This window comes from Paludisphaera borealis, from assembly GCF_001956985.1.
GTDB classification, from domain to species: Bacteria; Planctomycetota; Planctomycetia; order Isosphaerales; family Isosphaeraceae; genus Paludisphaera; species Paludisphaera borealis.
Genome location: NZ_CP019082.1, coordinates 4129075 through 4151506 on the forward strand (window position 1 = coordinate 4129075; position 22432 = coordinate 4151506).

A 22432-nucleotide genomic window follows, 5' to 3' on the forward strand; every position below is an offset into this window, starting at 1 on the left:
TAGCCTATGCACGCATTTGCAATACTCGCAGGGTTGGTCGACCACATCGGCGAGCCGGCCAGGATCGGAAGGACCCGCGCGGCGCGGAACGCGTTGCGGCGGCGCTTCGACGGCTTTCGCGCCCGTTGCGATCTCCGGGCCTGCACTCGGGGACGCCTCTCTCGATCAGAGTGAAGGATGGCCGCGATGAATGTGACGACCTGCGACTTGTGTTCGGCTCAAGTGGTCATCGAGAACGACGGGACGTGTCCAGCTTGCGGCGGCTCACCGCTCGCGACCAGCTCGGGGGCGGCGCGCGGCACGCTGAAGGCCCGGATCGACGCCTGGCTGGACCAGCCCGCATGGCCGAACAAGGCGCGCGGCGCAAGCGGCGCGGTGAACGCCCCGACGATCGCATGGCCGAACGGAGTCTTTCGGCCGAAAGGCAAATCGGCGGCGAGTGTTCGGGGGATGGGCTTCTTCACGTCGTTGATCATCGGATTCCTTGCCGCGAAGGGGGCCGGTTTCGCGGTCTATCTTCTGACGTCGGACTTGACCCGCGATCCCCTTGGGACGGGCCTCCTGCTGGGCCAGGTTCTTTTCCTGGCGGTCCGAGCGGTGGGCGGTTACGTGGGAGGCTTGGCGCGACAGAAGGATGAGCTTGCGCTCGCCGTGTGGCTGGGCGCGATCGACGTCGGATCGATGGCGGCCCTCAGCGCCGTGGTCAGGTGGCTGGGCTTGGGTCCCGTCGAACTCCAGGAGATCGTCCGCTCGACCTCGATGACAGACTATCTTCTCGAGGCTTTCATCGCCGTCCCCGGCTATATCGTCGGCGGTGGGTTGGCCCGGATCCAGCGCCGATACGCCTCGACTCGCGCATCACGCTCCGCCACGGCGAGCCTGGGGCGCCGCGTGATCTTTCTCTTCTCGGGCGGCATGCTCTGCATCATCGGCGTGCTGCTCTGCCTCGGGGCCTTCATCGTTTGTTACAAGAGCACGCAGCCGGGCAGCCCACCCCTATTTTCTCTGGACATGCTGATCCTGACGTTCACCTGGACCGTGGGAGGCTTCCTGGGCACAGGTGCGTATGCGATCGGCAAGCGACTCTGGGCCGCTGGGGCGCCCCCACTGACGGCGACGCCCGAGTTCGTGGTGTTGCGGGCGTTCCAGGATGATGCGATCGCCTTCCAGGGCGGCAACTTCCTCAGCGAACGCTTCCTCCCGTCGGCCGCCAAGTCGCTGGAAGAGATCCTGGTGATCGCTGCGCGTCGCTATGGACGCGCAGCGGCGATCGGCGACCCCAGGGAGAGCCTCCCCAGACCGGGAGCCTTGCGGACCTATTTCGAGGCGACCGACGACACCCACTGGCGCGATCAGGCCCTGGCCTATATCGACGGATGCAAGCATATCCTGGTCGTGCTCGGCTCAGGGGAGGGGGTGCGGTGGGAGTACGGCCAGCTCGCCGACCGCAACGCCCTGAACCGGACGATTCTCGTCGTCTCGCCCCGTGGGGCCGGCTCCTGGGCCGAATTCCGCAACACCGTCGCGGAACACGGCGTCCACAATCTGCCCGACGCTCTGCCGCCCAATACGATCCTCGTCCGCTTCGACGACGAGGGGCGGCCCAGGTTCTACAAATCCACCAAGATGAGCGCCGATGCGTACTTCGAGCGATTGCACCAGGCGCTCAGCGATAAAAAGGCCGGACGCAATTCGCCGGGCGAAGTCAAGGCACGGCCCGCGCGCCGAGCCGTCACATTCATCGGCGTACTGCTCATGGCGCCGCTCTGCGCCCTGCAGGGAGGTGCCCTCGGCTGGCTCGCTGTCATGGCGCTATCGCGATGGGCGGGCGAACCTGGCCAGGCCGTCGGGGCGGTCGTGATCGGTCTCGGCGCCGTCGCCGGGCTCATCTTCGGCGTCGTCAAGGGGGCGACGATCAAGCGGTTCTCTTAACGCCGGAAGCCCCAATGCCGACTCCGACGACGAACGCCGACTCTCTTCGGCGTCCGTCACATCGCCGTCGGTGGAACTCGGTCCTCGTCACTTGCCCGCGTTCACGATGGGCTGGGTGCCGCGATCGGAGCAGAGGACGACCAGGAGGTTGCCGACCAGGGCGGCTTTCTTGTCGTTGTCGAGATCGACGATCTTCTGGTGGGAGAGCCGCTCGAGGGCCATTTCGACCATGCCGACGGCGCCCTCGACGATCTTCTGGCGGGCGGCGATCACGGCGCTGGCTTGCTGGCGCTGGAGCATCGCGTGGGCGATCTCCGGGGCGTAGGCCAGGTGGCTGATCCGGGCTTCCATGACCTGGACCCCCGCCTGTTCGAGGCGGTCCTGGATCTCGGTTTTGAGGTGCTCGGCGATCTCGGGCGTGTGGCTCCGCAGCGCGATCTCGCCCTCGACGTGGGGGTCGTAGGGGTAGCTGGTCGCCATGTTCCGCAGGGCCGACTCGCTCTGGACGTGGACGAAGTTGTTGTAGTCGTCGACGTGGAAAAGCGCCTCGGCGGTGTCGACGACCCGCCAGACCACCACGGCGGCGATCTCGATCGGGTTGCCCGCGAGGTCGTTGACCTTCAGCCGCTCGCTCTCGAAGTTCCGCACCCGCAGCGAGATCCCCCGCTTGGTGAAGAACGGGTTGACCCACCGCAACCCCGGCTCGCGGACCGTCCCCTGATAGTTGCCGAAAAGCTGAAGCACCTTCGCCTCGTTCGGGCTGACCGTGAACAGGCCGATCAGTAAGAAGAAGCAGATGACGGACAGCGGAATGCCCAGCAAGATCAGGATCGGGCTCGCCGCGCCGGCGCCGGTCAGAACCAACAACCCGCCAAACGCTATCCCGCCCAGCAGCCCGGCCAGCATCCCCAGCCCCGGCTTCGGGATGATGGGGATCTCCCGCATCTTCAGAGACGGCTTCGTCGTGTTTTCCCACTCCGCGTCCATCGTCGCAACCCCCGATTGTTCAGTTCGTTGGGTGAATCGTCGTCAGCAGTGCGTTCGTCGCCGAGGCCCGAGTATTGACACGGGCCTCGCAATTGACAAACGTAGGAGCGCGCAGCCATCCCATTATCGAGCGGATCGCATCCTGCTTCGGCGATGATTCAAGGCGGCGAGAGGTCTCAGGAGCCTGTCATAACGCTTCGGTCTTTGCGGTTCGTCTGGGGATCGCTCGCTCTAGCGGCGCTCATGGTGTGCGCGGCCGCTCTGGCCGCGTGGAATCCCGCATGGCTCTATCGCGTGACGGGTAGTCAACGGTACTTCAACATCGCGGTGAGCCGGGCCGTCCCCAAGGGGGCGACTCTCGACCAGCTCGAAAGCGTCGTAGGTCCCGGACAGCGAGTCGCCGATCCGTCCTGGTCGAAGAAGTGTATCGAGCGTATGCCGAGCGACAACCCGGACGGCTGGCGCGAGGGGGACGTCTTCGTGTCTTATTCGTTCCCAGGCAAGGTGACCTGGTATTTCCAGGCGAGGGGTGGTCGGCTGATCAACTACGAGCCCTCCGTCCTCGCGGGCCAGCCGCAAGAGCATATCGCGCTCATCGGTCGGTAGAGAGACGCACGCATGGAGAACCCCTGATGGTCAACATCCGACCCATGACGGCCGACGACGTCGCGGACGCCATGCGATTGAAGGCCGAGGCGGGGTGGAACCAGGTCGCCGCCGATTGGGAGCGGTTCCTGGCCCTTGATCGCGACGGCTGTTTCGTCGCCGAGAGCCAGGGGCGGGTCGTCGGGTCGGTCACGTCGTGCCGCTTCGGCCCGGTCGCCTGGATCGCGATGGTGCTGGTGGAGAAGGCCCGGCGCGGGGCGGGGATCGGCCGGAGCCTGCTGGTCCACGCCCTGGAGCACCTCGAAGCCGCCGGCGCGCGGTCGATCCGGCTCGATGCGACGTCAATGGGACGGCCGCTGTATGAGTCGCTCGGCTTTCGCGTCGATTTCCATCTCGATCGCTACTCAGGAATCGTTGAGACCGTCGAGGCCGAGGGGACGTCGCGCCCCGCGCGGCCGGCGGACCTGGACGGGATCGCGGCCCTCGATCGGATCGCGACCGGGACCGACCGGCGGATTCTGGTCGATCGACTGTTGCGCGACAATCCCTTAGAATCCCTCGTAGCGGTGCCGATTCGCGGCTTCGCGCTGTGGAGGCCGGGCTCGTCGGCCGATCAGATCGGGCCTTGCATCGCCGAGCCCGACGCCGGCCAGGCGCTGCTGAACGACGTGGGCCGGCGACTGGCCGGGCGTCGCGTGATCGTCGATATCCCGACCAGCAACGTCGACGCCGTCGCCTGGGCCGAGCGGGCGGGCCTCAAGCCGAGCCGGGAGTTCTGGCGGATGACGCGCGGCGAGCCGGTCGTTGAAGACCTGTCCCGCCTCTGGGCGAGCTCGGGTCCGGAGATGGGTTGAAGGGCGTACAAGATCGGCGGGGGAGGGCGGATGAATCAGGACGTGATTCGCGACGTCGAGGACCTCGAAAACCGATTGAGCACGCCGACGGAAGGGGTGCTGGAGACGATGGCCCGCCTCGAAGGGGACCTGATCGTCCTGGGCGTGGCGGGCAAGATGGGGCCGACCCTCGCCCGCATGGCCCGCCGAGCCGCGGACGTGGTCGGCGGCGGCCGTCGCGTGATCGGCGTCGCGCGGTTCACCGACGCGGCCTCGGAAGAACGCTTGCAAGCGCACGGCGTCGAGACCATTCGATGCGACTTGCTCGATGAGGACGGGCTGTCGCGGCTGCCCGACGCCCCCAACGTCGTCTACATGGCGGGCCGGAAGTTCGGCACCACGGGCCAGGAAGCGGTCACCTGGGCGCTGAACGCCTACTTGCCCGGACCGGTCTGCCGGCGGTTTCGAGACAGCCGGATCGCGGCCTTCTCGACCGGCAACGTCTACGGACTCGTCCCCGTCGCGAGCCCTTCGCGCGAGTCCGACGCCCCGGCGCCGGCCGGCGAGTACGCGATGAGCTGCCTGGGACGCGAGCGGATGTTCGAGCACTTCAGCCGGACGCTGTCGATCCCCTCGGCCCTGATCCGCCTGAATTACGCGACGGAGATGCGGTACGGCGTGCTCGTCGACATCGCGCAGAAGGTCCGCGACGGCCTGCCGATCGACCTGTCCGTCGGCTCGTTCAACGTCATCTGGCAGGGTGACGCGAACGCGAACGCCTTGCAGACGTTCGACCACCTCGCGACGCCCCCCTGGTTGATCAACGTCACCGGCCCTGAAATCCTGAACGTCCGCGAGACCGCCGAGACGTTCGGCCGACTGTTCGGCCGATCGGTGGCGTTCACGGGCGCGGAAACAGAGCAGGCGCTGTTGAGCGACTCCGGCCAGGCGTTCCGACTCTTCGGCCGACCGCAGATCAGCGCCGACCAGATGATTCGATGGATCGCCGACTGGCTCGCGCGCGGCGGCCCGACGCTCGGCAAGCCGACCCACTTCGAGGCGAGCGACGGGAAGTTCTGACGAGACGCAACGAGGAGTCGTCGACGTGTTGAATTTGCCGATGCTGATCCGTGCCGCTCTCGATCGCGGCGTCGCGATTCCCGCAATGCCGCTGGCGCTGACGCCCGCGCGTCGACTCGACGAGCGCGGCCAGCGCGGCTTGATCCGTTACTACGCGGCGGCCGGCGTCGGGGGGCTCGCGGTCGGGGTCCACACGACGCAGTTCGCGATCCGCGAGCCCCGGCACGGCCTGTTCGAGCCCGTGCTCGCCCTGGCCGCCGAGGAGCTGACGCGCGCCGATCGCGATCGCGCGCCGGCCGACGCGCTCATCCGGGTCGCCGGGCTTTGCGGCGACACGAGGCAGGCCGTCGCCGAGGCCGAGCTGGCCCGCGACCTCGGCTATCACGTCGGCCTGCTCAACACGTCGGCGCTGGGCGCCGCGGCCGAGGACGCCGTGATCGCGCACTGTCGGGCCGTCGCGGAGGTGATCCCTCTGTTCGGCTTCTACCTCCAACCGAGCGTCGGCGGGCGGGTTCTGCCTTACGGCTTCTGGAGGAAATTCGCCGAGATCGAGGGGGTGGTCGCGATCAAGATGGCCCCGTTCAATCGCTACCAGACGCTCGACGTCGTCCGCGCCGTCGCCGAGGCGGGCCGCGCCGACGTCGCGCTTTACACCGGGAACGACGACGCCATCGTGCATGATCTGCTGACTTCCTACCGCATCGAAACGCCGCGCGGCCGCGTCGAGCGGCGGATCGTCGGCGGGCTGCTCGGCCACTGGTCGGTCTGGACGCGCCGGGCCGTCGAGCTGCTCGACGAATGCCAGGCCGCGACGCGCTCCGGCGCCGTTTCGACCGAGCTGCTTGCGAAGGCCGTGCACGTCACCGACGCCAACGCGGCCTTCTTCGACGCGGCGAACCGGTTCCAGGGCTGCATCGCCGGCCTGCATGAAGTCCTCCGCCGGCAGCGCTTGCTCGCGGGCGTCTGGTGCCTCGACCCGGACGAAACCCTGAGCCCCGGACAGATCGAAGAGATCGACCGCGTTTATCGTTCCTACCCCGAGCTGAACGACGACGCCTTCGTCGCCGCCCACCGCGACGCCTGGCTGTCCGGCTGATCGAGTTCGCTCAGGCGCCCGCCGGCACTGCGGCGAAGAGCGGGCCGAGCCCCTCGGCGATCGTCGGGTGCGTCAGGATCGCGTCGCGGAGGGCGGTGTACGGCAGGCCCGCGATCATGGCGACCTGGACGACGGCCATCAGTTCGCCGGCCTCGGCGCCGAACGCGGTGAAGCCGAGGATGCGGTCGCCGTCGGGCTCGACGAGCGCCTTCAGGAAGCCGCGCGGCTCGGAGAGCGTCCAGGTTCGGAGCACCGCCGTCATGGGGATCTTCGCGAGCCGGTAGGCAATCCCCTTGGCCTTCGCCTCGGTCTCGCTCAGGCCGATGCGGGCGAGCTCGGGGTCGGTGAACAGGCAGTACGGCACCTGGCGACCGGTCGTCGTCCGGCTCCCACCCGCGAGGTCGCTCAGGACGACGCGGAAATCGTCCTCCGCGATGTGCGTGAACTGCGGGCTGCCGGCGCAGTCGCCCGCGGCCCAGACGCCGGCCGCCGTCGTCCGGAGTCGCTCGTCGACCTTCACGAAGCCCCGACCGTCCACCTCGACCCCCGCGTGCTCCAGGCCGACGCCGTCGGTGTTCGGCGTCCGACCGCTTGCGGCCAGCAGGTGGGTCCCCTCGACCACGATCTCCGACCCATCACGCGTCGCGTGCATCTTCACCGACGCGCCGGACGTCCCCTCGACGCGCGTGATCTTCGCGCGGGTGCAGACCTCGATCCCCTCGTCCTCGCAGAGTTGTCGCAGGCCGTCCGAGACGTCCGGATCTTCCCGGTGCGCGAGAGCGCCGTTCCGCTCGACGATGGTCACGCGGCTGCCGAAGCGGCGAAACGCCTGAGCCAGTTCGAGGCCGACGTAGCCGCCGCCGAGGACGAGCAGATGATCCGGGGCCACGTCGAGTTCGAGGGCCTCGACGTGCGTCAGCGGTCGCGCTTCAGCGAGGCCCGGCGTCCGGTCGATCCGCGCGCGGGTGCCCGTGTTGATCACGACGATCGCGCCGCGCAGCGTTCGCGTGCCGCCGTCGGCCAGGTCCACCTCGATCGTCTTCGGCGCGACGAAGCGGCCTTGCCCCATCACCAGCTCGGCGCCGCTCGCCTTGTACTTCTCAAGGTGCATTGCGATTAGCCCGTCGACCATCGCGCGCTTGCGGTCGCGCACCACGCCCATGTCGACTTTCCAGCCCCCCGCGTCGATCCCGAACTCGGCGCCCCTGCGGAAATACGAGGCGACCTTGGCGCTCTGGATGACGTTCTTGCTCGGCAGGCAAGCGATGTTCGGGCACGAGCCCCCGACATACCGCCGTTCGACGACCGCCGCCCGTTTGCCCTTCGAGGCGAGCGTCCAGGCGATGAGCTTGCCCGACGCGCCGCTGCCCAGAACCACCACGTCGTACTCTTCAGGGTTCGACACGTTCGCCTCCGTAGATCGGACCGTCGGATGCATCATCCCCATGATCGCCGCGCCGAGGCGTCGTCGGAAGACAGCTGTCGGAACAGACGCGCGTTTCTTTGCACATCTTAAACCGTCTTAATTCTCATTTTCCGGTTCGCTCCACGTAATGAGCCTGCTCGTTCCACGTAACGTGTGTGAACGCTCCTCAATTGCTCACTCGACGCCGAAGGCGTACAGCTCGCCGCAAGGGCCGCCGTCATGAACACCTGGATTCAGATCGCCGTTGGATTGACGACTTCGTACCTGATCGCGACCCTGTCGGAATCATACATGCACCGCGCGATCGGCCATGCGGGCGCGCGAACGCGCCGAAACTGGGCGCGGCATCCCAGGCTCTGCGGGTTTTTGACGAGGGCGCACTACCGGCACGCCGTGGTTCACCACGGGCTCACATACGCGCGGGATCATGTGACGCAATTCCTTGATGAGTCGGACAAGGCCAGGGTGGACGCGATTCTCAAGCCGCGAGGTGATTGGCTGATCGAGAAGGAGCGTTACGGATTGACCATCCACTTGCGCGGCGTGTTGACCTTCAACGCGATCGCCCTGCCGATGCCGCCCGTCCTTTTCTGGCTCTGCGGGCCGATCGCCTGTCTGAGCGCGTTGCCGGTGCCGATCGCGGTGCCGCTGCTGTCGATGTTCATTCATCCGTATCTCCACCTGCCTCACGAGGATGCCGTTCGACTGGCCCCCCGCCCACTGGCGGTCTTGCTCAGGACGCGTTATTGTCGCGCCCTGGCTCGGCATCACTACGTGCACCACGTTTACCAGCGGTTCAACTTCAACCTCCTGATGGGCGGCGATTGGCTGCTGGGCACCTACCGCCAAGCCAGCCCGGACGACCTGCTGGCCATGGAGGCGATCGGCATCCCGACCCACGAATCCCGTCAAGCCCCGCCAGCGTGCTAACAGCTGCTGCTCGGAAAAGAGCCCCGCGAGGGCATGCCCCGATACAAGCCCGAAGCGCCAGCGAGTGAATGAATTCCAACGGCCGACCGCCGATTCACTCGCTGGCGCTTCGAGCTGGTATTCGGACCCGGTCGACCGGACTGTCGGCTACCAGGATTTCGAGAACGACCGACCAGGGCCGACGCGCCGCCGCACGATTCCCGCAGGCGCCCCAGCTTTCGGAACGAATCGCGTGGATGGCGGAAGTTCGGAGGGAAATAGCGGGATCTCGCGTTTTTTTAGTAAGGGCGGGGGGCGGGACCGCGTATACAATGCCGATTCCGGGGCGGAGCGTCGTCGGCGTCGGGCGGTCCGGGGCGAGCCTGTCCGATCCACACCCTTGCATTCGTCGGATTGGTCGAGGCCGCGCGTCACCCGCGTCGCCTTGAAGTGAAGGAGCCGCCTGATGAGAACCCGAACCGTCGCCGGGCTGCTAGTCCCGTCGCTCTTGCTCCTCGCGTCATGGGCCGTGCAAGGGCGATCCTCCGCTTCCGGGAAGCCCGCGCGCGAGGAGCCCGCCAACGCCGGCAAGACCACGCAAATCAAGGTCCGGGTCCTCGAAGGCATACCCTCCCAGTTCCAGGCGCGGATCGAGCAGCAGAAGCGGGCGCTCAGCAAGGTCGTCCCGCCGTCGGTGGGCCTCGCCCCCCGCGCCATGCTGAACCTGACCAAGCGCTGGACCAACGGCCAGACGCTCAAGATCGCCTTCAAGGGGGGCGATGCGAACCTGCACAAGCGGATCGCCGACGTCGTCTCGGAATGGACCCGGTACGCCAACCTCAAGTTCGACTTCGGCGTCGACCCGGCGACCGGTCAGTACCGGCGGTGGACGCCCACCGACGCCGAGTTCGCCGCCGAGATCCGGGTGTCGTTCAACCAACCGGGCTACTTTTCGCTGGTCGCGCGCGACAGCGTCGACCCGCAGATCGCCCGGCCCGGCGAGGCGTCGCTCAATCTCGAAGGCTTCGACAAAAAACTGCCCTCCGACTGGAAGGGAGTCGCCCTTCACGAATTCGGCCACGCCATCGGCTTCGAGCACGAACACCAGGGGCCGGGCTCGATGTGCGACTTCCGGTTCGACGACGACCCCGGGTACGTCGCCGCGACCGACGACTTCGGCCAGTTCGTCCCCGACCCCGCCGGCAGGCGCCCCGGCCTCTACACGCTGCTCGGCGGCCCGCCCAACAACTGGCCGCAGGCCGTCGTCGACCACAACCTCAAAGACCTGCCGGCGACGAGCGCTTACAGCGGGGGGGCGTTCGACAAGCTCTCGATTATGAAATACTTTTTTGAGGACTACATGTTCATTTCGGGAACCGCCAGCCCGTGCTATACGGATTCCGAGAACGTCGTGATCTCCACGCTCGACAAGATCGGCGCCGCCCGGGTCTACCCCCGCGCCCTGGACGCCATCGCGGCCGACGACCAGATCCGCGCCAAGATCTTCGACGTGCTGTCCAAGGCCGAGACCCTGCCGGCGACGACGAAGAAGCATTTCAACCACCTCCTCGACGGGCTCAAGCACTAGAGACGGCCGGCCTCTGGCCGCGCCGCAACGCGACAGAAATCCGCGCTCGTTCGAGGGGATCGAATCGAGCCGAATCGATGTGACGCGACAGCGAGGGGAGGGGGTCGCGCGGGACCTCGGGCGTTTCCGGGGAGCGTCAAGGCCGCACTCCCCGAGCCTCACTTTGAAGCGAAGGAACCGCCTGATGAGAAGCTCGTCGTCCCGAACCGCCGCCGTGCTGCTGGCGCCGTTGCTCTTGGGCCTCGCGTCGTGGGCCGCCCAGGGGCGTCCCCCTGGCCAGCAGGCCGCGCCCGAGGCGCCCCCCGCCGCCGAGACGAAGACCGAGGCCGTCAAGGTCCGCGTGCTCGAGAACGTCCCCTCCCAGTTCCAGGCGCGGATCGAACAGCGGAAGCGGGCGCTCAGCAAGGTCCCGGCGCCGTCGGCGGGCTTCTCCCCCCACGCCTTGGTGAGTTTGAGCAAGCGCTGGGCCAACGGCCAGACGCTCAAGATCGCCTTCAAGGGGGGCGATGCGAACCTGCACAAGCAGATCGCCGACGTCGTCTCGGAATGGACCCGGTACGCCAACCTCAAGTTCGACTTCGGCGTCGACCCGACGACCGGTCAGTACCGGCAGTGGCAGCCCACCGACGCCGAGTTCGCCGCCGACGTCCGGGTGGCGTTCGACAAGTCCGGCTATTATTCGCTCGTCGGCAAGGACAGCACCGACCCGGAGATCGCCCGGCCCGGCGAGGAATCGCTCAACCTCGAAGGCTTCGACAAGAACCTGCCCGCCGACTGGATGGGGGTCGCCCGTCACGAATTCGGTCACGCCATCGCCTTGGAGCACGAGCACCAAACCGAAGGCGCCTGCGACTTCCGGTTCGAGGACGACCCCGGATACGTCGCCACCAGAGACGGCGACGGTCAATACATACCCGACTCCGCCCGCAGGCGCCCCGGCCTTTACACGCTGCTCGGCGGCCCCCCCAACAACTGGCCGCAGGCCGTCGTCGACCACAACCTCAAGGATATGCCGCCGTCGCGGGCCTACCCCACCGGGCCGTTCGATAAATCATCCATCATGCAATACCATTTTGACGCGTTCATGTTCACGTCGGGCGATCTCAGCCAGTGCTACACGAGCGGCGAGAACCTGGTCCTCTCCGATCTCGACAAGTCCGGCGTCGCCAGCGTCTACCCCCGCGCCAAGGAGGCCATCGCGGCCGACGACCTGATCCGCGCCAAGGCCTATGAAGTGATGTCCAAGGCCGAGGCCCTGTCGGCGACGACGAAGAAGCATTTCAACCACCTCCTCGAAGCGCTCAAAAAATGAGGGCGGCTCGCCCGTACCGCACACACCAATCCAACCATGCTGTCGCGAGCATTCCTAATCACCTTGCGGGAGAAGATGGCCGGAACGGCCGGATGAGGGGAGTTTAAGGGCCAAAGCGATCGAAGCCCCCTCATCCGCCCCTGCGGGGCACCTTCTCCCCGCATGCGGGGAGAAGGGGATACGCCTCGGCCCGTGTGCAAGCCAACTTCAATCGGAGTCGCTCATGATCCACATTCTGACGTCGGCGCTCGTCCTGACGACGCTCCTCGCGCCGGCGTCGTTCGCGGGGCAGGGCGATAAGAAGGAGAAGGGGAAGAAGCCCGACCGCACGATCGAGATCGTTCGCGAGGACGGCAAGATCGTGTTTCGCGAGAAGGACAAGCCGAAGGGGCAGGGCAAACCCAGGGCCGTCGCCGTCGTCGTCGGCGAGACGGTCCGCTGGGTGAACCGCGACACCGAATCGCACACCTTGAAAAGCGTCTCCAAGGTCGGCGACAAGCCCGTGTTCGACACCCAGGCCATCAAGCCCGGCGAGCACAAGGACGTCGTCTTCAACATCGACATGTACCGCGGCGTCGGCGGTCTCCCGGCGCAGTACGTCACGCTCAAGTACCGCGGCGGCGACAAGGCCGACCAGGAAGGCGAACTCACCTTCCTGTCGGCCGCCCGCCGTTGAACCCAACGAAAGGCTTCCATTTATGCGATTGGCTCTCGGATTCGTCTTCGCCGCATTCGTCTGCGGCTGCGTCCCGTCCGGGGACGACAAGAAGCCGGACGTCGGCCCCACGAACAACGTCGACCCCGCACGCGGCGCCGATCCCTTGCGCAACGCCCAGGCGGCGGCCGACGACCCGCTGGGCGAGTCGGTCGCGAAGGTCGTCTATCTCGATCAGGGCTGGTCGGCCTCCGACAGTCTACGGTTCTACTTCACGGCCCAGGGGTCGCAGATCATCCCCTACGACTGGTTCCTCGCGCTCGAGCAGGCCGATTCGTCGACCCCGTTCCGCGACGCCAAGAACATGCTCCGGTTCCGATACCTGCCGCAGTCGCCCGGTCCGCAGAATCTGGACGGCCTGCCGGTGGGGTTCGTCGCCGACAAGGGGGTCGACCGCTCCTGGCTGGGCCTGACCTGCGCCGCGTGCCATACGACCGAGATCCATCACGAGGGCACGGCCTACCGGATCGACGGCGGGCCGACCATGGGCGACGTCGGCGGCATGCTCTCGGCCCTGATCGAGTCGATGCAGAAAACCCACGACGACGCCCCGAAGTTCGACCGATTCGCCGCCAAGGTGCTCGGGACGCGCGACACGCCGTCCGCCCGCGCGCTCCTGAAACTCCAGGTTGAAGAGTCGCTCAAGACCCGGATCGGCTACAACACCCGCAACTTCCCCGGCTACGACCCGGCCCAGCCCGCCCCCCCGCCGACCCATTACGGCCGCCTCGACGCCTTGGGCGCGATCGTCAACGAGGTCTACCACCACGCGGCCAAGGAAGGCGCTCCGCCGACCTCGAAGCCGGCCAACGCCCCGGTCAGCTACCCGTTCCTCTGGGACACGCCGACGCAAAACCTGGTGCAGTGGGTCGGCCTCGAAAACGGCGGCCCGTTCGGGATTCTGAGCCTGGCGCGGAACGTCGGCGAGGTGATCGGCGTCTTCGGCGGCCTGGAGATCCCCCCGTCGCCGACCAAGTTCGGCTACAGCTCGACCGTGCGGATCAGCGCGCTGCGCGACATCGAAGACTGGGTCAAGACGCTCAAGCCCCCCAAGTGGCCGGCCGCCTTCCCGCCGATCGACACCGCGGCCGCGGCCCTCGGCAAGACGATCTATCAGAACCGGTGCGCCAGTTGCCACCCGTTGATCGAGACCGGCAACGTCGCGAAGCTGGACGACGCCAAGACCGACCGCGCGACGTGGGACAACTTCTTCGTGCCCCGTCGACCGTCGGGCAAGCTCGAAGGGGCGTTCGAGAACGTCGTCAACGTGACCTCCTTCGCCAAGATCGGACCGCAGGCCGACGCGCCGACGATGGTCCGCAACGCCGTGATCGGCGCGATCGTCGGCGGCTGGAAAGAGCCGCCCCCCGACGAACTCTCGCTGATCGCCTTCCAGCCGCGGCTGTTCAAGGCGGCGGCACCGGGAGGCGGCCCGCCTCCCGCGACGTACAAAGCGCGCCCGCTCGACGGCATCTGGGCGACGGCCCCTTACCTGCACAACGGGTCGGTCGCCAACCTCGACGACCTGCTCAAGCCGGCGGGGCAGCGGCTCAAGTCGTTCAGCGTCGGCACGCGGACCTTCGACCCGGTCCGCGTCGGCTTCCGGACCGACGCGCCCGGCTTCCCGAAGCTCGACGTCACGGCCCCCGGCAGCTCGAACGTCGGCCATGACGGAGCGACCTACGGCGCCGACCTGACCGACGACGACCGCCACCGCCTCCTCGAATACCTCAAAACGCTCTGACCCCGCCCAGCGACCCACGACCGCCGGCGCCCTCGGCCGGCGGTCGCACCTCCGCCCGCCCGCCCCGCCACGTTGCCGCCAATCAACAACACACCGAAGCATTCTTGCAATTCACATCCCGTCACGGTTATGATCACACGGCGACCGGGATTCCTCGTATTTAAATGATTTCTCCACGCACTGCGGCGTCGAGTTGATCGCGAAAGTCCCGACTCCAGCGACCAAACGTCGTCCGGTGTTTCAGAAAATACACCGCGCAATAAATCCACCGTTCCAAAACGTACCCATGTCGGCAGTCTTGCTTCAGGGAGAACTCTTCATGTCTGGCCCGAGTCGTTCGACGGGACGAGCGATCGCGGCGGTGCTTTGCGCCGCCCTCGCGAGCTGTTTTACGGCCCCGGCTCACGCCGGCGCGGCCAAGTCGGTGATCCTGATCCAGCCCCCCGCCGGAGGCATCACGCCGAAGGGCGATCCGTTCTACGACTTCACGACGAACGCCTTCCTGGGCTCGGGCTACCAACTGCTGATCGGCGACTATTTCACGATTGAAAACGTGATCGGCGTCAACAGCACGTCCCTGACGAGCCAGCCGCTCCCCGCCAGCGGCCTCCTGCCTCCGGGCGACCACTGGACGCCTGACGTCGTCGACCTGCCCGCCAAGGCGGTCTGGCCGGGAGCGGCCCACGAGACGGTGGACACGGCGGACGCGACCTGGTATCTCACCACGACCTCGCCTCCGGGAACGGCGATCGCGAACCTCACGAACCCCAATCCTCTCAATCTCGGTCTGTTCACGTTCCAGACCTACGCGGATTTTTCCGCCCTGGCCGCCAACTTCAGCATCACGTTCAACTATTTCGTCCACGCTCACGACGACCTGGGCAACCTGGTTGAGGAGACGGGAACCGTCACCTACAGCATGGCCCCCGTCCCCGAGCCGGCCTCGCTCGCCCTCCTGGGTCTCGGCGTCGCCCTGCCGGTCGTCGCCGCCCGCCGCCGCCGCGCCGCGGCCGTCTGAGCCGCCGGGATTTCGAGGGCTCGGAAAAGGTGTCGGGTCGTCAGGGTCGATGTTCCACCAGGGGCTCGATGATCACGTCGAGAGAATCGACGTCGATCCGGCCTTGGTCTGGGCCGTCGACCGGGGCCAGCTCGATCCGGTTCGCGCCCGCTTTGAGCGCGGCTCGGGCGAAGGCGTTCGACCAGTTGTTCGCCCCCGAGGACGGAGAGTCGATCACGGCCGTCTCGCGACCGTTGACGATCAGGCGATGGCGGGGCGTCGGCTCGTCGCGGTTCGAGGAGTCGGTGCGGTAGCGGACGGAGAGCAGATAGTCCCCCGCGCGTTCGACGTCGGCGTCGAACCGCCGCCGCGCGCCGACGGTTTCGGCCTGGAGCCGCAGCCGGCGCGGCTCGCCGGACGGGACCGCGATCGGCCGGGCCGGCGACGTCGGCGCGCCGAAGACCGGGCGGCCGTCGGCGGCCCAGTGGAACGGCTGGGCGCGGATCGACCGGGTCCAGCCCGCGCCCGGGAATCGGGCGGCGTGGTAGACGATCCAGTCTTCCTTGCCGTCGGGCGAGGTCGTGAACGAGGCGTGGCCGGGCGCGAGCACGCCGTCGCCGCTTTCGAAGACCGGCGCGGGCTCCTTCCGCCACGTCGAGGGCTCAAGCAGATCGCCGTCGACCGGGGCCGACAGCAGCCCCAGGCAATAGTGATCGGACCAGCTCCCGGCCGCCGAGTAGACCAGGAACACCCGGCCGCCGCGAACGATCGCCTCCGGCCCCTCGTTGACCGTCGGCGGCCCCGCCGCGACCTCCCAGGGGAACGTCGGCGTCGAGATCCGCACGCGTGGGCCGCTCAGCGTCCAGGGGTTCGCCATCGGCGCGATGTAGAGATCCTGGCGGACGTCCTTGTCCCCTTCCCAGCCGGACCAGACGAAGTAGAGCTTCGGGCTCACGCGGAGCACGGTGCCGTCGATCGCCCAGCGATCCGAGGCGGGGTCGAAGACCTTCGCCTTGAGCGTGAACCGGCCCTCGAATGGGTCCTTCGACGGGTTCTCAAGCGCGTACATCCGGTGGTTGGCGTTGTGGCCGTCGTCGGCCGCGACGTAGACGTACCACTTGCCTTCGAGGAAGTGGATCTCCGGCGCCCACAGCTCCTTGCTGTAAGCCCGCCCCGGGGGAGGTTCCCAGACTACCCGGCTCTCCGCGCCGCCGAGTCCCGAGATCGTCTTCGACCGCCGCAAAACGACGTTGGCGCCAGTCGAATACGTGCAGTAGTACCAGCCGTCGTCGTGCCGGATCACCCACGGGTCGGCCCCCTCGGGCGCCACGACGTTGTAGAAGTCCCCCGTCTCGCCGGCCGTCGCCGCCGACGCCATCAGCAACCAGACCGCCGCGGCGGCGCGCGCCGACCGGCGGATTGTAGGGGTCGTCCTGGACGTGGGATCGTCGATCGACTCGTTCATGGTTGAGCACCGGGGGAAGAGGCTTGCGACGGGACGGCCGGGTCGGCGCGCCAGATCCGGACCGCGCCCGAATGATCGGCCGAGGCCAGGGCGGAACCGTCGGGCGAGAAATCCAGGTCGTTGATCTGCGCTTCGAGGCCTTCGAGGCTGAGGAGTTCGTGGCCGGTCTCGGGGTCCCAGAATCGGATCGACTTTCCGAGGCCGCCGCTGGCCAGGGTGCGGCCGTCGGGGCTGAAGGCGAGGCCTCGGACCTCGCGGTCGTCGCTCCGGATCACGCGGACGAGCTGGGCGGTCGCGGGATCGAGCAGGTGGATGGCGCCCTCGCGGCTGGCCGCGGCGAGTCGACGGCCGTCGGCGTCGAACTTGACGGCCAGGATCTCGGCCGAGGCGCGGAACGCGCCGAGCGGCCGGCCCGAGGCGGCGTCCCAGATCCGCACGAAGCCGTCGTCGCCCCCGGTGGCGAGGCGGGCGGAGTCGGGCGAGAAGGCGACGGTGTGGATCCGGTCGACGTGGGCGGAGACCGTCCAGATCGTCGCCAGGTCCGCCGCGTTCCAGACCCGGAGCGTCCCCATGCTGCCGCCGGCCGCGAGCCGCGCGCCTCGGCCGTCGAACGCGACCGAGCGCGCCGGCTCGGCCGGCCACTCGGGCGTCGCAAGCAATCGGCCGGTCGCGGGGTCCCAGACCCGTACGCCTTGATCGACGGAGAGGCTCGACGAAGCCAGCCGCCCGCCGTCGGCGTCGAACGACAGCGCCGTCGTCGTGGCGTCGTGGCCCTTCCAGGCGCGGAGCAACGCGTGGGAGCGGGCGTCCCAGATCTTGATGGTCTGGTCCTCGCGCGTGTCGTTGCTCGCCGTGGCCAGCAGCGAGCCGGCGCGGTTGTAGGTCGCGGCCCAGGCCTCGTCGGCATGGCGGAGCGCCGCCGCCGCGCCCTGCTTCTCCGCCTGGTCCCACCTCCAGCACCAGACGTATCGCCCCTGGCTGTACACCAGCCCGGAGCCGCCGACCGACGGCCCGAGGATCGTCCAGTCGCCCATATTCCCCATCTGCCGGCCGGGCGACTCGGCCCGAAGCTTGCCGTCGGCCGTCGACCTCAGCTCGATCCGGTCGGCCTCCATGTAAGGTTCCCGACTGACCAGGAAGTCGTCCCCGTCCGGCGTGAACGCCAGTTGGACCCGCCTGCCTCCCTTGGGCTCCGGGTTGGGCGGAAGTATCGGGATGTCGAGGCCGCGCGACGGGTCGATCAGCCGGACTTCTTCGCGCAAGTCGGCCGTCAAGACCCCCTCGCCTCCCGGCTGGAGCGCGATCCGGGTAAGCGGCGACGTCAGCGAGCCGAGCTGTTGCAGCAGCTTCCCGGAAGCCGCATCCCAGATCATCAGTCGCCGAATCTTATCGTCATGGACGGCCACGCGTCGACCGTCGGGGGAGAACCGGGCGAGGTTCAACGTCAGGCCCGGCGGGGCGTCCGTGAAGCCGACCCGCAGCGTCTTCGAGTGCAAATCATAGACGCCGGGCTTGTCGTCTGCGGTCGTCGCCGCATAGCTCAGGCCGTCCGGAGCGATCCCGAATTCGACGTAGGCCGCCAGGGGCAGCGAAGCCTCCGAGCGGCGACGCGGAGTCCGCCGCGACGCGTCTCCCAGCTCCCAGGTCGTCACCTTGTAGTCCGCGCTTCCGGAGGGACCCGTCCGATGGTCGATGACGGTCAAGTTCCGCCCTTGAGCGGTCAAGACGAGCCGATCGATCACGCGGTTTTCCACGGCGGGGGGCGCGAGGGCGAGTTTGCCGCCGGGCAGTTCGCGAATCTCGGGTTTCGAGGTTCGAACTCCATCGGGACGGTCTTCCGCGAACGCCGAGGCGAGCGTGCGGCCGTCGGACGACACGGCCACCTGCTCGCCGTGGCCGTTCTGGTTGCGGCGTAAATACCAGATTCTTTCGCCTCGATGGACGTCGAACAGCCCGAGGCCCCCCTCGCGATCGGTGAGGGCGAGCAAGCCGCCGTCGCCGCTGAGGGCGTGGTTGGCGAAGACGTCGGCCTCCATCTCGCCGAGCAGCCGGGCCTCGCGGCGGCTGAGTCGCCAGAGGTAGCGCCAGGCGAACTCGCGGTGATCCGGATCGCCGGAGGCCGGCGCGAGGTCGCGGAGCAAGAGCTGCGAGCGGCCGAGCTGGCCCTGGTCGTAGGCGCGCTGGGCGAGCTGGAGCTGGAGGGTGTAGTTCAGGCGGTCGGTCAGCCGTCGATGGCCGGTGATCTGCTCGTTGAGGCGTCGCAGCGAGAGGTTCCAGCCGACGCCGGCGCCGATCACGAGCACCGTCGCGAGGCCGCCCGCCGCCAGCGACCGGGCCAGCTTCGGCCGCCGCCGGGCCCATCGGGCGATCCGCCGCCGCATCGACCCGGTCCGCGAATCGATGGGCCGGCCGTCGAGGAACCGCCGCAGGTCGTCGGCGAGGGCCGAGACCGTCGCGTAGCGGTCGGCCGGCGCTTTCTCCAGGCATCGCAGGGCGATCCGGTCGAGGTCGCGCGACAGGCCGGGCCGCAGCTCGCGGGGCGGCACCGGATCGGCCTCGCGCACCAGCCGGAGCGTCTCGGCGACCGTCTCGCCGCGAAACGGCGGCCGGCCCGTCAAGAGCCCGTAAAGGATGGTCCCCAGACCGTAGACGTCAGTGCATCGGCCGACCGCCGCCGCCTTGCCCGTCGCCTGCTCGGGAGCCATGTAGGCGGGCGAGCCGATCAGGTCGCCGGTCTGCGTCAGCAAGAGCCGCGTCGCCTGGTCGTCGCCCCCCCCGCCGTCCTCCTCCAGCTTCGCCAGGCCGAAGTCGGTGATCCGGGGCGTCAGCTTCTCGACGTCGGTCTCGAAAGCGGCCCCGGGCAGCATCACGTTGGAAGGCTTCAAATCCCGATGCAGGACGCCCCGATCGTGCGCGTGGGCCACGGCGTCGGCCAGCAGCGCGGCGAGCCGCGCGGCACCCCGGGCCGTCGCCGGCTCGGCCTGCGCGCGGATCCACGCCGCCAGGTTCGGGCCGTCGCAAAAGTCGCTGACGATGTACGGGAACGGCCCGTCCTCGCCCAGCTCGCGAAACCGGACGATCCCCGGATGATCGAGCAGGCTGGCCGCGTCGGCCTCGCGGAGGAACCGCCCGTGGAGTGATTCGTCGGCCATGAGCCGGGAGGCCGGGATCTTGACGGCGACGACCTCGTTCGTCCGGGAGTCGACCGCGCGGTACACCGCCCCCATGCCGCCGCGACCGACCCGCTCCAGATCCCGGTACGGCCCGATCCGGTCGAGCCGCGTCGGCGGATCGTCGCCGCCGGAGGGGCGCCACGCCTGGTCGAGAGCCTTGATCAGCCCGTGAAGATCCCCGATCGTCCGCGAGCCGTATTCCAGCGCGTCCGATCCGGGCGACCCGTCGGAACCTCCCCCGTCGTTGAAGCCCTCGTCAGCCTGCCTCATCGGCCGGCCCCAGGATCAGCCGCAGGCGGTTCACGGCGCGCATATGCCGCTTCCGCGCCGACTCGGACGACGGCAGGCCCATCCACCTTGCGATCGATTCGAAGTCCAGGCGGTCTTCGTGCCGGAGCTGCAACAGCTCGCGATCCTTCGGATTCAGCCAGCGCAGGGCGTCCCGAAGCGCGGCGGCGCTTTCCCGGCCGAGCGCCGCGGCGCTCGGCGAGACCGCCGAATCGATCGGCGTCATGCCCGGATGGTCGTCGATCGGGACCGTCCCCCTCCCGGCCTTCCGGTTGGTCCGCGAGATCCGCGTCCGGAGCACCATCAAGAGCCAGGCCCGCCACTCGGCCCGGGTGCGGCCTCGAAAGCTCGACGCCCACCGCTTCGCCTCCAGCAGCGCGTCGTGGACGACGTCGGACGCCCCGACGCTTGCGTCGGCCTTCCCCGGCAAGCCCCGAAGAGCGGCCCGTCTGAGAAACGACCGCTCGGCCTCCAGCCGCCTCCAGGTGTCGCTCCGCGCCGGCGTCCCGGCCGCGTCGCGCGGGGCGCCGCCTCGTTCTCGGACGCTCATGGCTATGCTCCGCCGCTCCGTCGTCTGGATTCACCTTCTTTAACATTACTGGCGCCACGCCGCGATTTCAACTCGACCAACCGCACAAACGCACACCGCATGGGCCGAAAGTTGGAAAAAAACCCGTCCGGTCGAGGGGGCGAACCGGCTCTCCTATGCGACAGGGCATCTACATTCGAACCACCTTAGATTAACTGTCTTTCAGAAATCAGCCGTCGCGCGGGACATCTCCCGGATCTTCACCGTGTTTTCCGCCTTGCTGATCCCCGCCGAAGCGACCAAATCCGGCTCCATCCTGTTCCCGCACCGAAGACGACCTGTTTAGAACCAAGGAGATTCAAGATCATGACGATTCATCGGCCGCATCTCATCCTAACGGCGATCCTGACCATGACGTTGTTCATGGCGTCGACGTCCAACGCGGGCTCCATCACCTATACGATCACCACGAGCGGCTCGGGCTCACTTGGGGGGCAAGCATTCGACGGCGAAGTCGTCTTGCGGTTCGTCGGCGACACGGCGAACGTCGTCGAGCCTGCGCCCGGCGTCTTCTACAACAGCCTGGGCACGGCGACGGTCACGATCGCGGGGCTGGGCACGGCCGTCTTCACGCAGCCGATCGCCGTGTACGCCGACCACACGTATAATTCGGTCGGGTTTATTGATGGAAGCGACTACACTTCGGGCAAGGCGACCTTGGGCATCTTGAATCTGCTCTCGCCTGACTACGCGACCTACGCTCTCTCGAGCGCCTTCGGCCCCGTCTCCGGCAACGGCTGGACGAGCTTCACCGTGGCGGGATTCGCGACGGATCGCGGCGCCTTCATCCTTCCCCCGCCCGGATCCGGCGTCTTCGAGGCGGTCACGTCAGCCGGCGCCGTCCCCGAGCCCGCCAGCCTCGTGATGCTCGGCCTCGGCGCGGGCGTGCTCGGCTGCGTCGTCCGTCGCAAGGCGCGGGCCGCGGCCTGAACCGTTTGAAAGGCGGGGCGGCGACGGGTCGAGGCCGGACGCGCCCCGCTTGCCTTGCCTTGTGGTCAGGCGCGGCGGAGGCGTCGGTAACCGACGCAGCCGGCGGCGGCGAGGAACACGAGGACCGACGACGGCTCGGGGACTGGCGCGGCAGGGCCGGGGGTGATCGTCAACGTCGTGTAGTAGCCGTTGATGCGGCCGTCCGAGACGAAGGTGTCGGCCGTCGCGGTCATCCCCGTGAACCACGACGGAATCAGGCTGGGGTCGACCCCCGACTCGATGTGCAGCTCGCCGACCGCCGATCCGTGGGCCTCGGCGCCGAACCGGCCGGTCCCTCCCGCATAGTAGAGCGTACCCGTGATCGGGGCCGAGAACATCACCCAGGCCAGGATGCGGTCGGCGTCGTAGAGGGTCGCCCCTATGTGGATGGAGTCGTTGATCGGCTTCTGCCAGCTCTCGGCTTCCCACTGATGCTGGAGGGGCATGCCTCCCCCCGTCTGGGTGTATCCCGAAAAGCCGTTGGAGACGTCGATGGTCTTGGTCGTGCCGCTGGGGATGTAGAAGTTCTGGGCGCTCCCCCAGAGTTCCAGCTTCAAGGGCGAAGCATGGACCCGGTCGACGCCACCGAGCACGGCCAACGACGCCAGACCAACCAGCCAAGCAATGCGACGCATGACGACCCTCCTGGTCTTGAATCCTCGGTGCGCGCCCGACGTTCCCTTCAGGCGAGTCGACTATGCAAGGGACCGAGGCGGCGGTCAA

18 protein-coding genes are annotated in these 22432 nt (G+C 68.0%); 12 read left to right on the forward strand and 6 right to left on the reverse strand.

Annotated features, from left to right (window positions below; translation table 11 throughout):
* Positions 1 to 186: 186 nt before the first annotated feature.
* Positions 187 to 1932 carry a hypothetical protein gene (locus BSF38_RS16105; RefSeq protein ID WP_168189392.1) on the forward strand — a complete coding sequence of 582 codons (1746 nt, stop codon included), beginning with the start codon at positions 187 to 189 and terminating at the stop codon, positions 1930 to 1932.
* Between the two features lie 87 nt (positions 1933 to 2019).
* On the opposite strand, the gene BSF38_RS16110 is transcribed toward BSF38_RS16105, so the two are convergent.
* Positions 2020 to 2877, reverse strand: a complete 858-nt coding sequence (locus BSF38_RS16110; RefSeq protein ID WP_076350973.1) for an SPFH domain-containing protein — start codon at positions 2875 to 2877, stop codon at positions 2020 to 2022.
* 336 nt (positions 2878 to 3213) lie between these two features.
* Here BSF38_RS16110 and BSF38_RS16115 point away from each other — a divergent pair, with 336 nt between their 5' ends.
* The 4 genes from BSF38_RS16115 to BSF38_RS16130 are packed head-to-tail and all read left to right on the forward strand — an operon-like array spanning position 3214 to position 6534.
* Positions 3214 to 3525 carry a hypothetical protein gene (locus BSF38_RS16115; protein ID WP_145952164.1) on the forward strand — a complete coding sequence of 104 codons (312 nt, stop codon included), beginning with the start codon at positions 3214 to 3216 and terminating at the stop codon, positions 3523 to 3525.
* Positions 3526 to 3551: 26 nt separating this feature from the next.
* Complete coding sequence (locus tag BSF38_RS16120) at positions 3552 to 4379, forward strand: GNAT family N-acetyltransferase (protein WP_076347276.1); 828 nt, start codon at positions 3552 to 3554, stop codon at positions 4377 to 4379.
* 30 nt (positions 4380 to 4409) lie between these two features.
* Positions 4410 to 5438 carry an NAD-dependent epimerase/dehydratase family protein gene (locus BSF38_RS16125; protein WP_076347278.1) on the forward strand — a complete coding sequence of 343 codons (1029 nt, stop codon included), beginning with the start codon at positions 4410 to 4412 and terminating at the stop codon, positions 5436 to 5438.
* A 40-nt stretch (positions 5439 to 5478) separates the two neighbouring features.
* A complete protein-coding gene (locus BSF38_RS16130) occupies positions 5479 to 6534 on the forward strand; it encodes a dihydrodipicolinate synthase family protein (protein WP_076347280.1) in 1056 nt (351 codons plus the stop codon).
* Between the two features lie 10 nt (positions 6535 to 6544).
* Here BSF38_RS16130 and BSF38_RS16135 read toward each other — a convergent pair whose 3' ends face one another.
* Entirely contained in the window at positions 6545 to 7939 is a 1395-nt protein-coding gene (locus tag BSF38_RS16135) for a dihydrolipoyl dehydrogenase family protein (RefSeq protein WP_099092099.1), read from the reverse strand.
* Positions 7940 to 8179: 240 nt separating this feature from the next.
* Here BSF38_RS16135 and BSF38_RS16140 point away from each other — a divergent pair, with 240 nt between their 5' ends.
* The 6 genes from BSF38_RS16140 (at position 8180) to BSF38_RS16165 (ending at position 15246) form a co-directional block, all read left to right on the forward strand.
* The gene (locus BSF38_RS16140) at positions 8180 to 8890 is read left to right on the forward strand and encodes an LYR motif-containing protein (RefSeq protein WP_076347282.1); all 711 of its coding nucleotides are present in this window, start codon (positions 8180 to 8182) and stop codon (positions 8888 to 8890) included.
* Positions 8891 to 9335: 445 nt separating this feature from the next.
* The gene (locus BSF38_RS16145) at positions 9336 to 10457 is read left to right on the forward strand and encodes a zinc metalloprotease (protein WP_076347284.1); all 1122 of its coding nucleotides are present in this window, start codon (positions 9336 to 9338) and stop codon (positions 10455 to 10457) included.
* Positions 10458 to 10641: 184 nt separating this feature from the next.
* A complete protein-coding gene (locus tag BSF38_RS16150; protein ID WP_083712991.1) occupies positions 10642 to 11769 on the forward strand; it encodes a zinc metalloprotease in 1128 nt (375 codons plus the stop codon).
* A 223-nt stretch (positions 11770 to 11992) separates the two neighbouring features.
* The gene (locus BSF38_RS16155) at positions 11993 to 12445 is read left to right on the forward strand and encodes a cupredoxin domain-containing protein (RefSeq protein WP_076347286.1); all 453 of its coding nucleotides are present in this window, start codon (positions 11993 to 11995) and stop codon (positions 12443 to 12445) included.
* A gap of 22 nt (positions 12446 to 12467) precedes the next feature.
* Entirely contained in the window at positions 12468 to 14228 is a 1761-nt protein-coding gene (locus tag BSF38_RS16160) for a di-heme-cytochrome C peroxidase (RefSeq protein WP_237170484.1), read from the forward strand.
* 319 nt (positions 14229 to 14547) lie between these two features.
* Positions 14548 to 15246 (forward strand): PEP-CTERM sorting domain-containing protein, encoded by a 699-nt coding sequence (locus tag BSF38_RS16165; RefSeq protein ID WP_168189393.1) that lies wholly within the window; start codon positions 14548 to 14550, stop codon positions 15244 to 15246.
* Between the two features lie 40 nt (positions 15247 to 15286).
* Here BSF38_RS16165 and BSF38_RS16170 read toward each other — a convergent pair whose 3' ends face one another.
* The 3 genes from BSF38_RS16170 to BSF38_RS16180 are packed head-to-tail and all read right to left on the reverse strand — an operon-like array spanning position 15287 to position 20701.
* Positions 15287 to 16690 carry a family 43 glycosylhydrolase gene (locus tag BSF38_RS16170; protein ID WP_076347290.1) on the reverse strand — a complete coding sequence of 468 codons (1404 nt, stop codon included), beginning with the start codon at positions 16688 to 16690 and terminating at the stop codon, positions 15287 to 15289.
* Positions 16687 to 20133, reverse strand: coding sequence for a WD40 repeat domain-containing serine/threonine protein kinase (locus BSF38_RS16175; protein WP_076347292.1), 3447 nt, complete (start codon positions 20131 to 20133; stop codon positions 16687 to 16689). Before BSF38_RS16175 ends, BSF38_RS16170 begins: the two co-directional genes overlap by 4 nt.
* Positions 20120 to 20701 (reverse strand): sigma-70 family RNA polymerase sigma factor, encoded by a 582-nt coding sequence (locus BSF38_RS16180; protein WP_076347294.1) that lies wholly within the window; start codon positions 20699 to 20701, stop codon positions 20120 to 20122. The genes BSF38_RS16175 and BSF38_RS16180 overlap by 14 nt, the downstream gene beginning before the upstream one ends.
* Positions 20702 to 21046: 345 nt before the next feature.
* Here BSF38_RS16180 and BSF38_RS16185 point away from each other — a divergent pair, with 345 nt between their 5' ends.
* Positions 21047 to 21670, forward strand: coding sequence for a PEP-CTERM sorting domain-containing protein (locus BSF38_RS16185; protein ID WP_076347296.1), 624 nt, complete (start codon positions 21047 to 21049; stop codon positions 21668 to 21670).
* Between the two features lie 65 nt (positions 21671 to 21735).
* Here the strand turns inward: BSF38_RS16185 and BSF38_RS16190 are convergent, their stop codons facing one another.
* Positions 21736 to 22344, reverse strand: a complete 609-nt coding sequence (locus tag BSF38_RS16190; RefSeq protein WP_076347298.1) for a PEP-CTERM sorting domain-containing protein — start codon at positions 22342 to 22344, stop codon at positions 21736 to 21738.
* Positions 22345 to 22432: the final 88 nt, after the last annotated feature.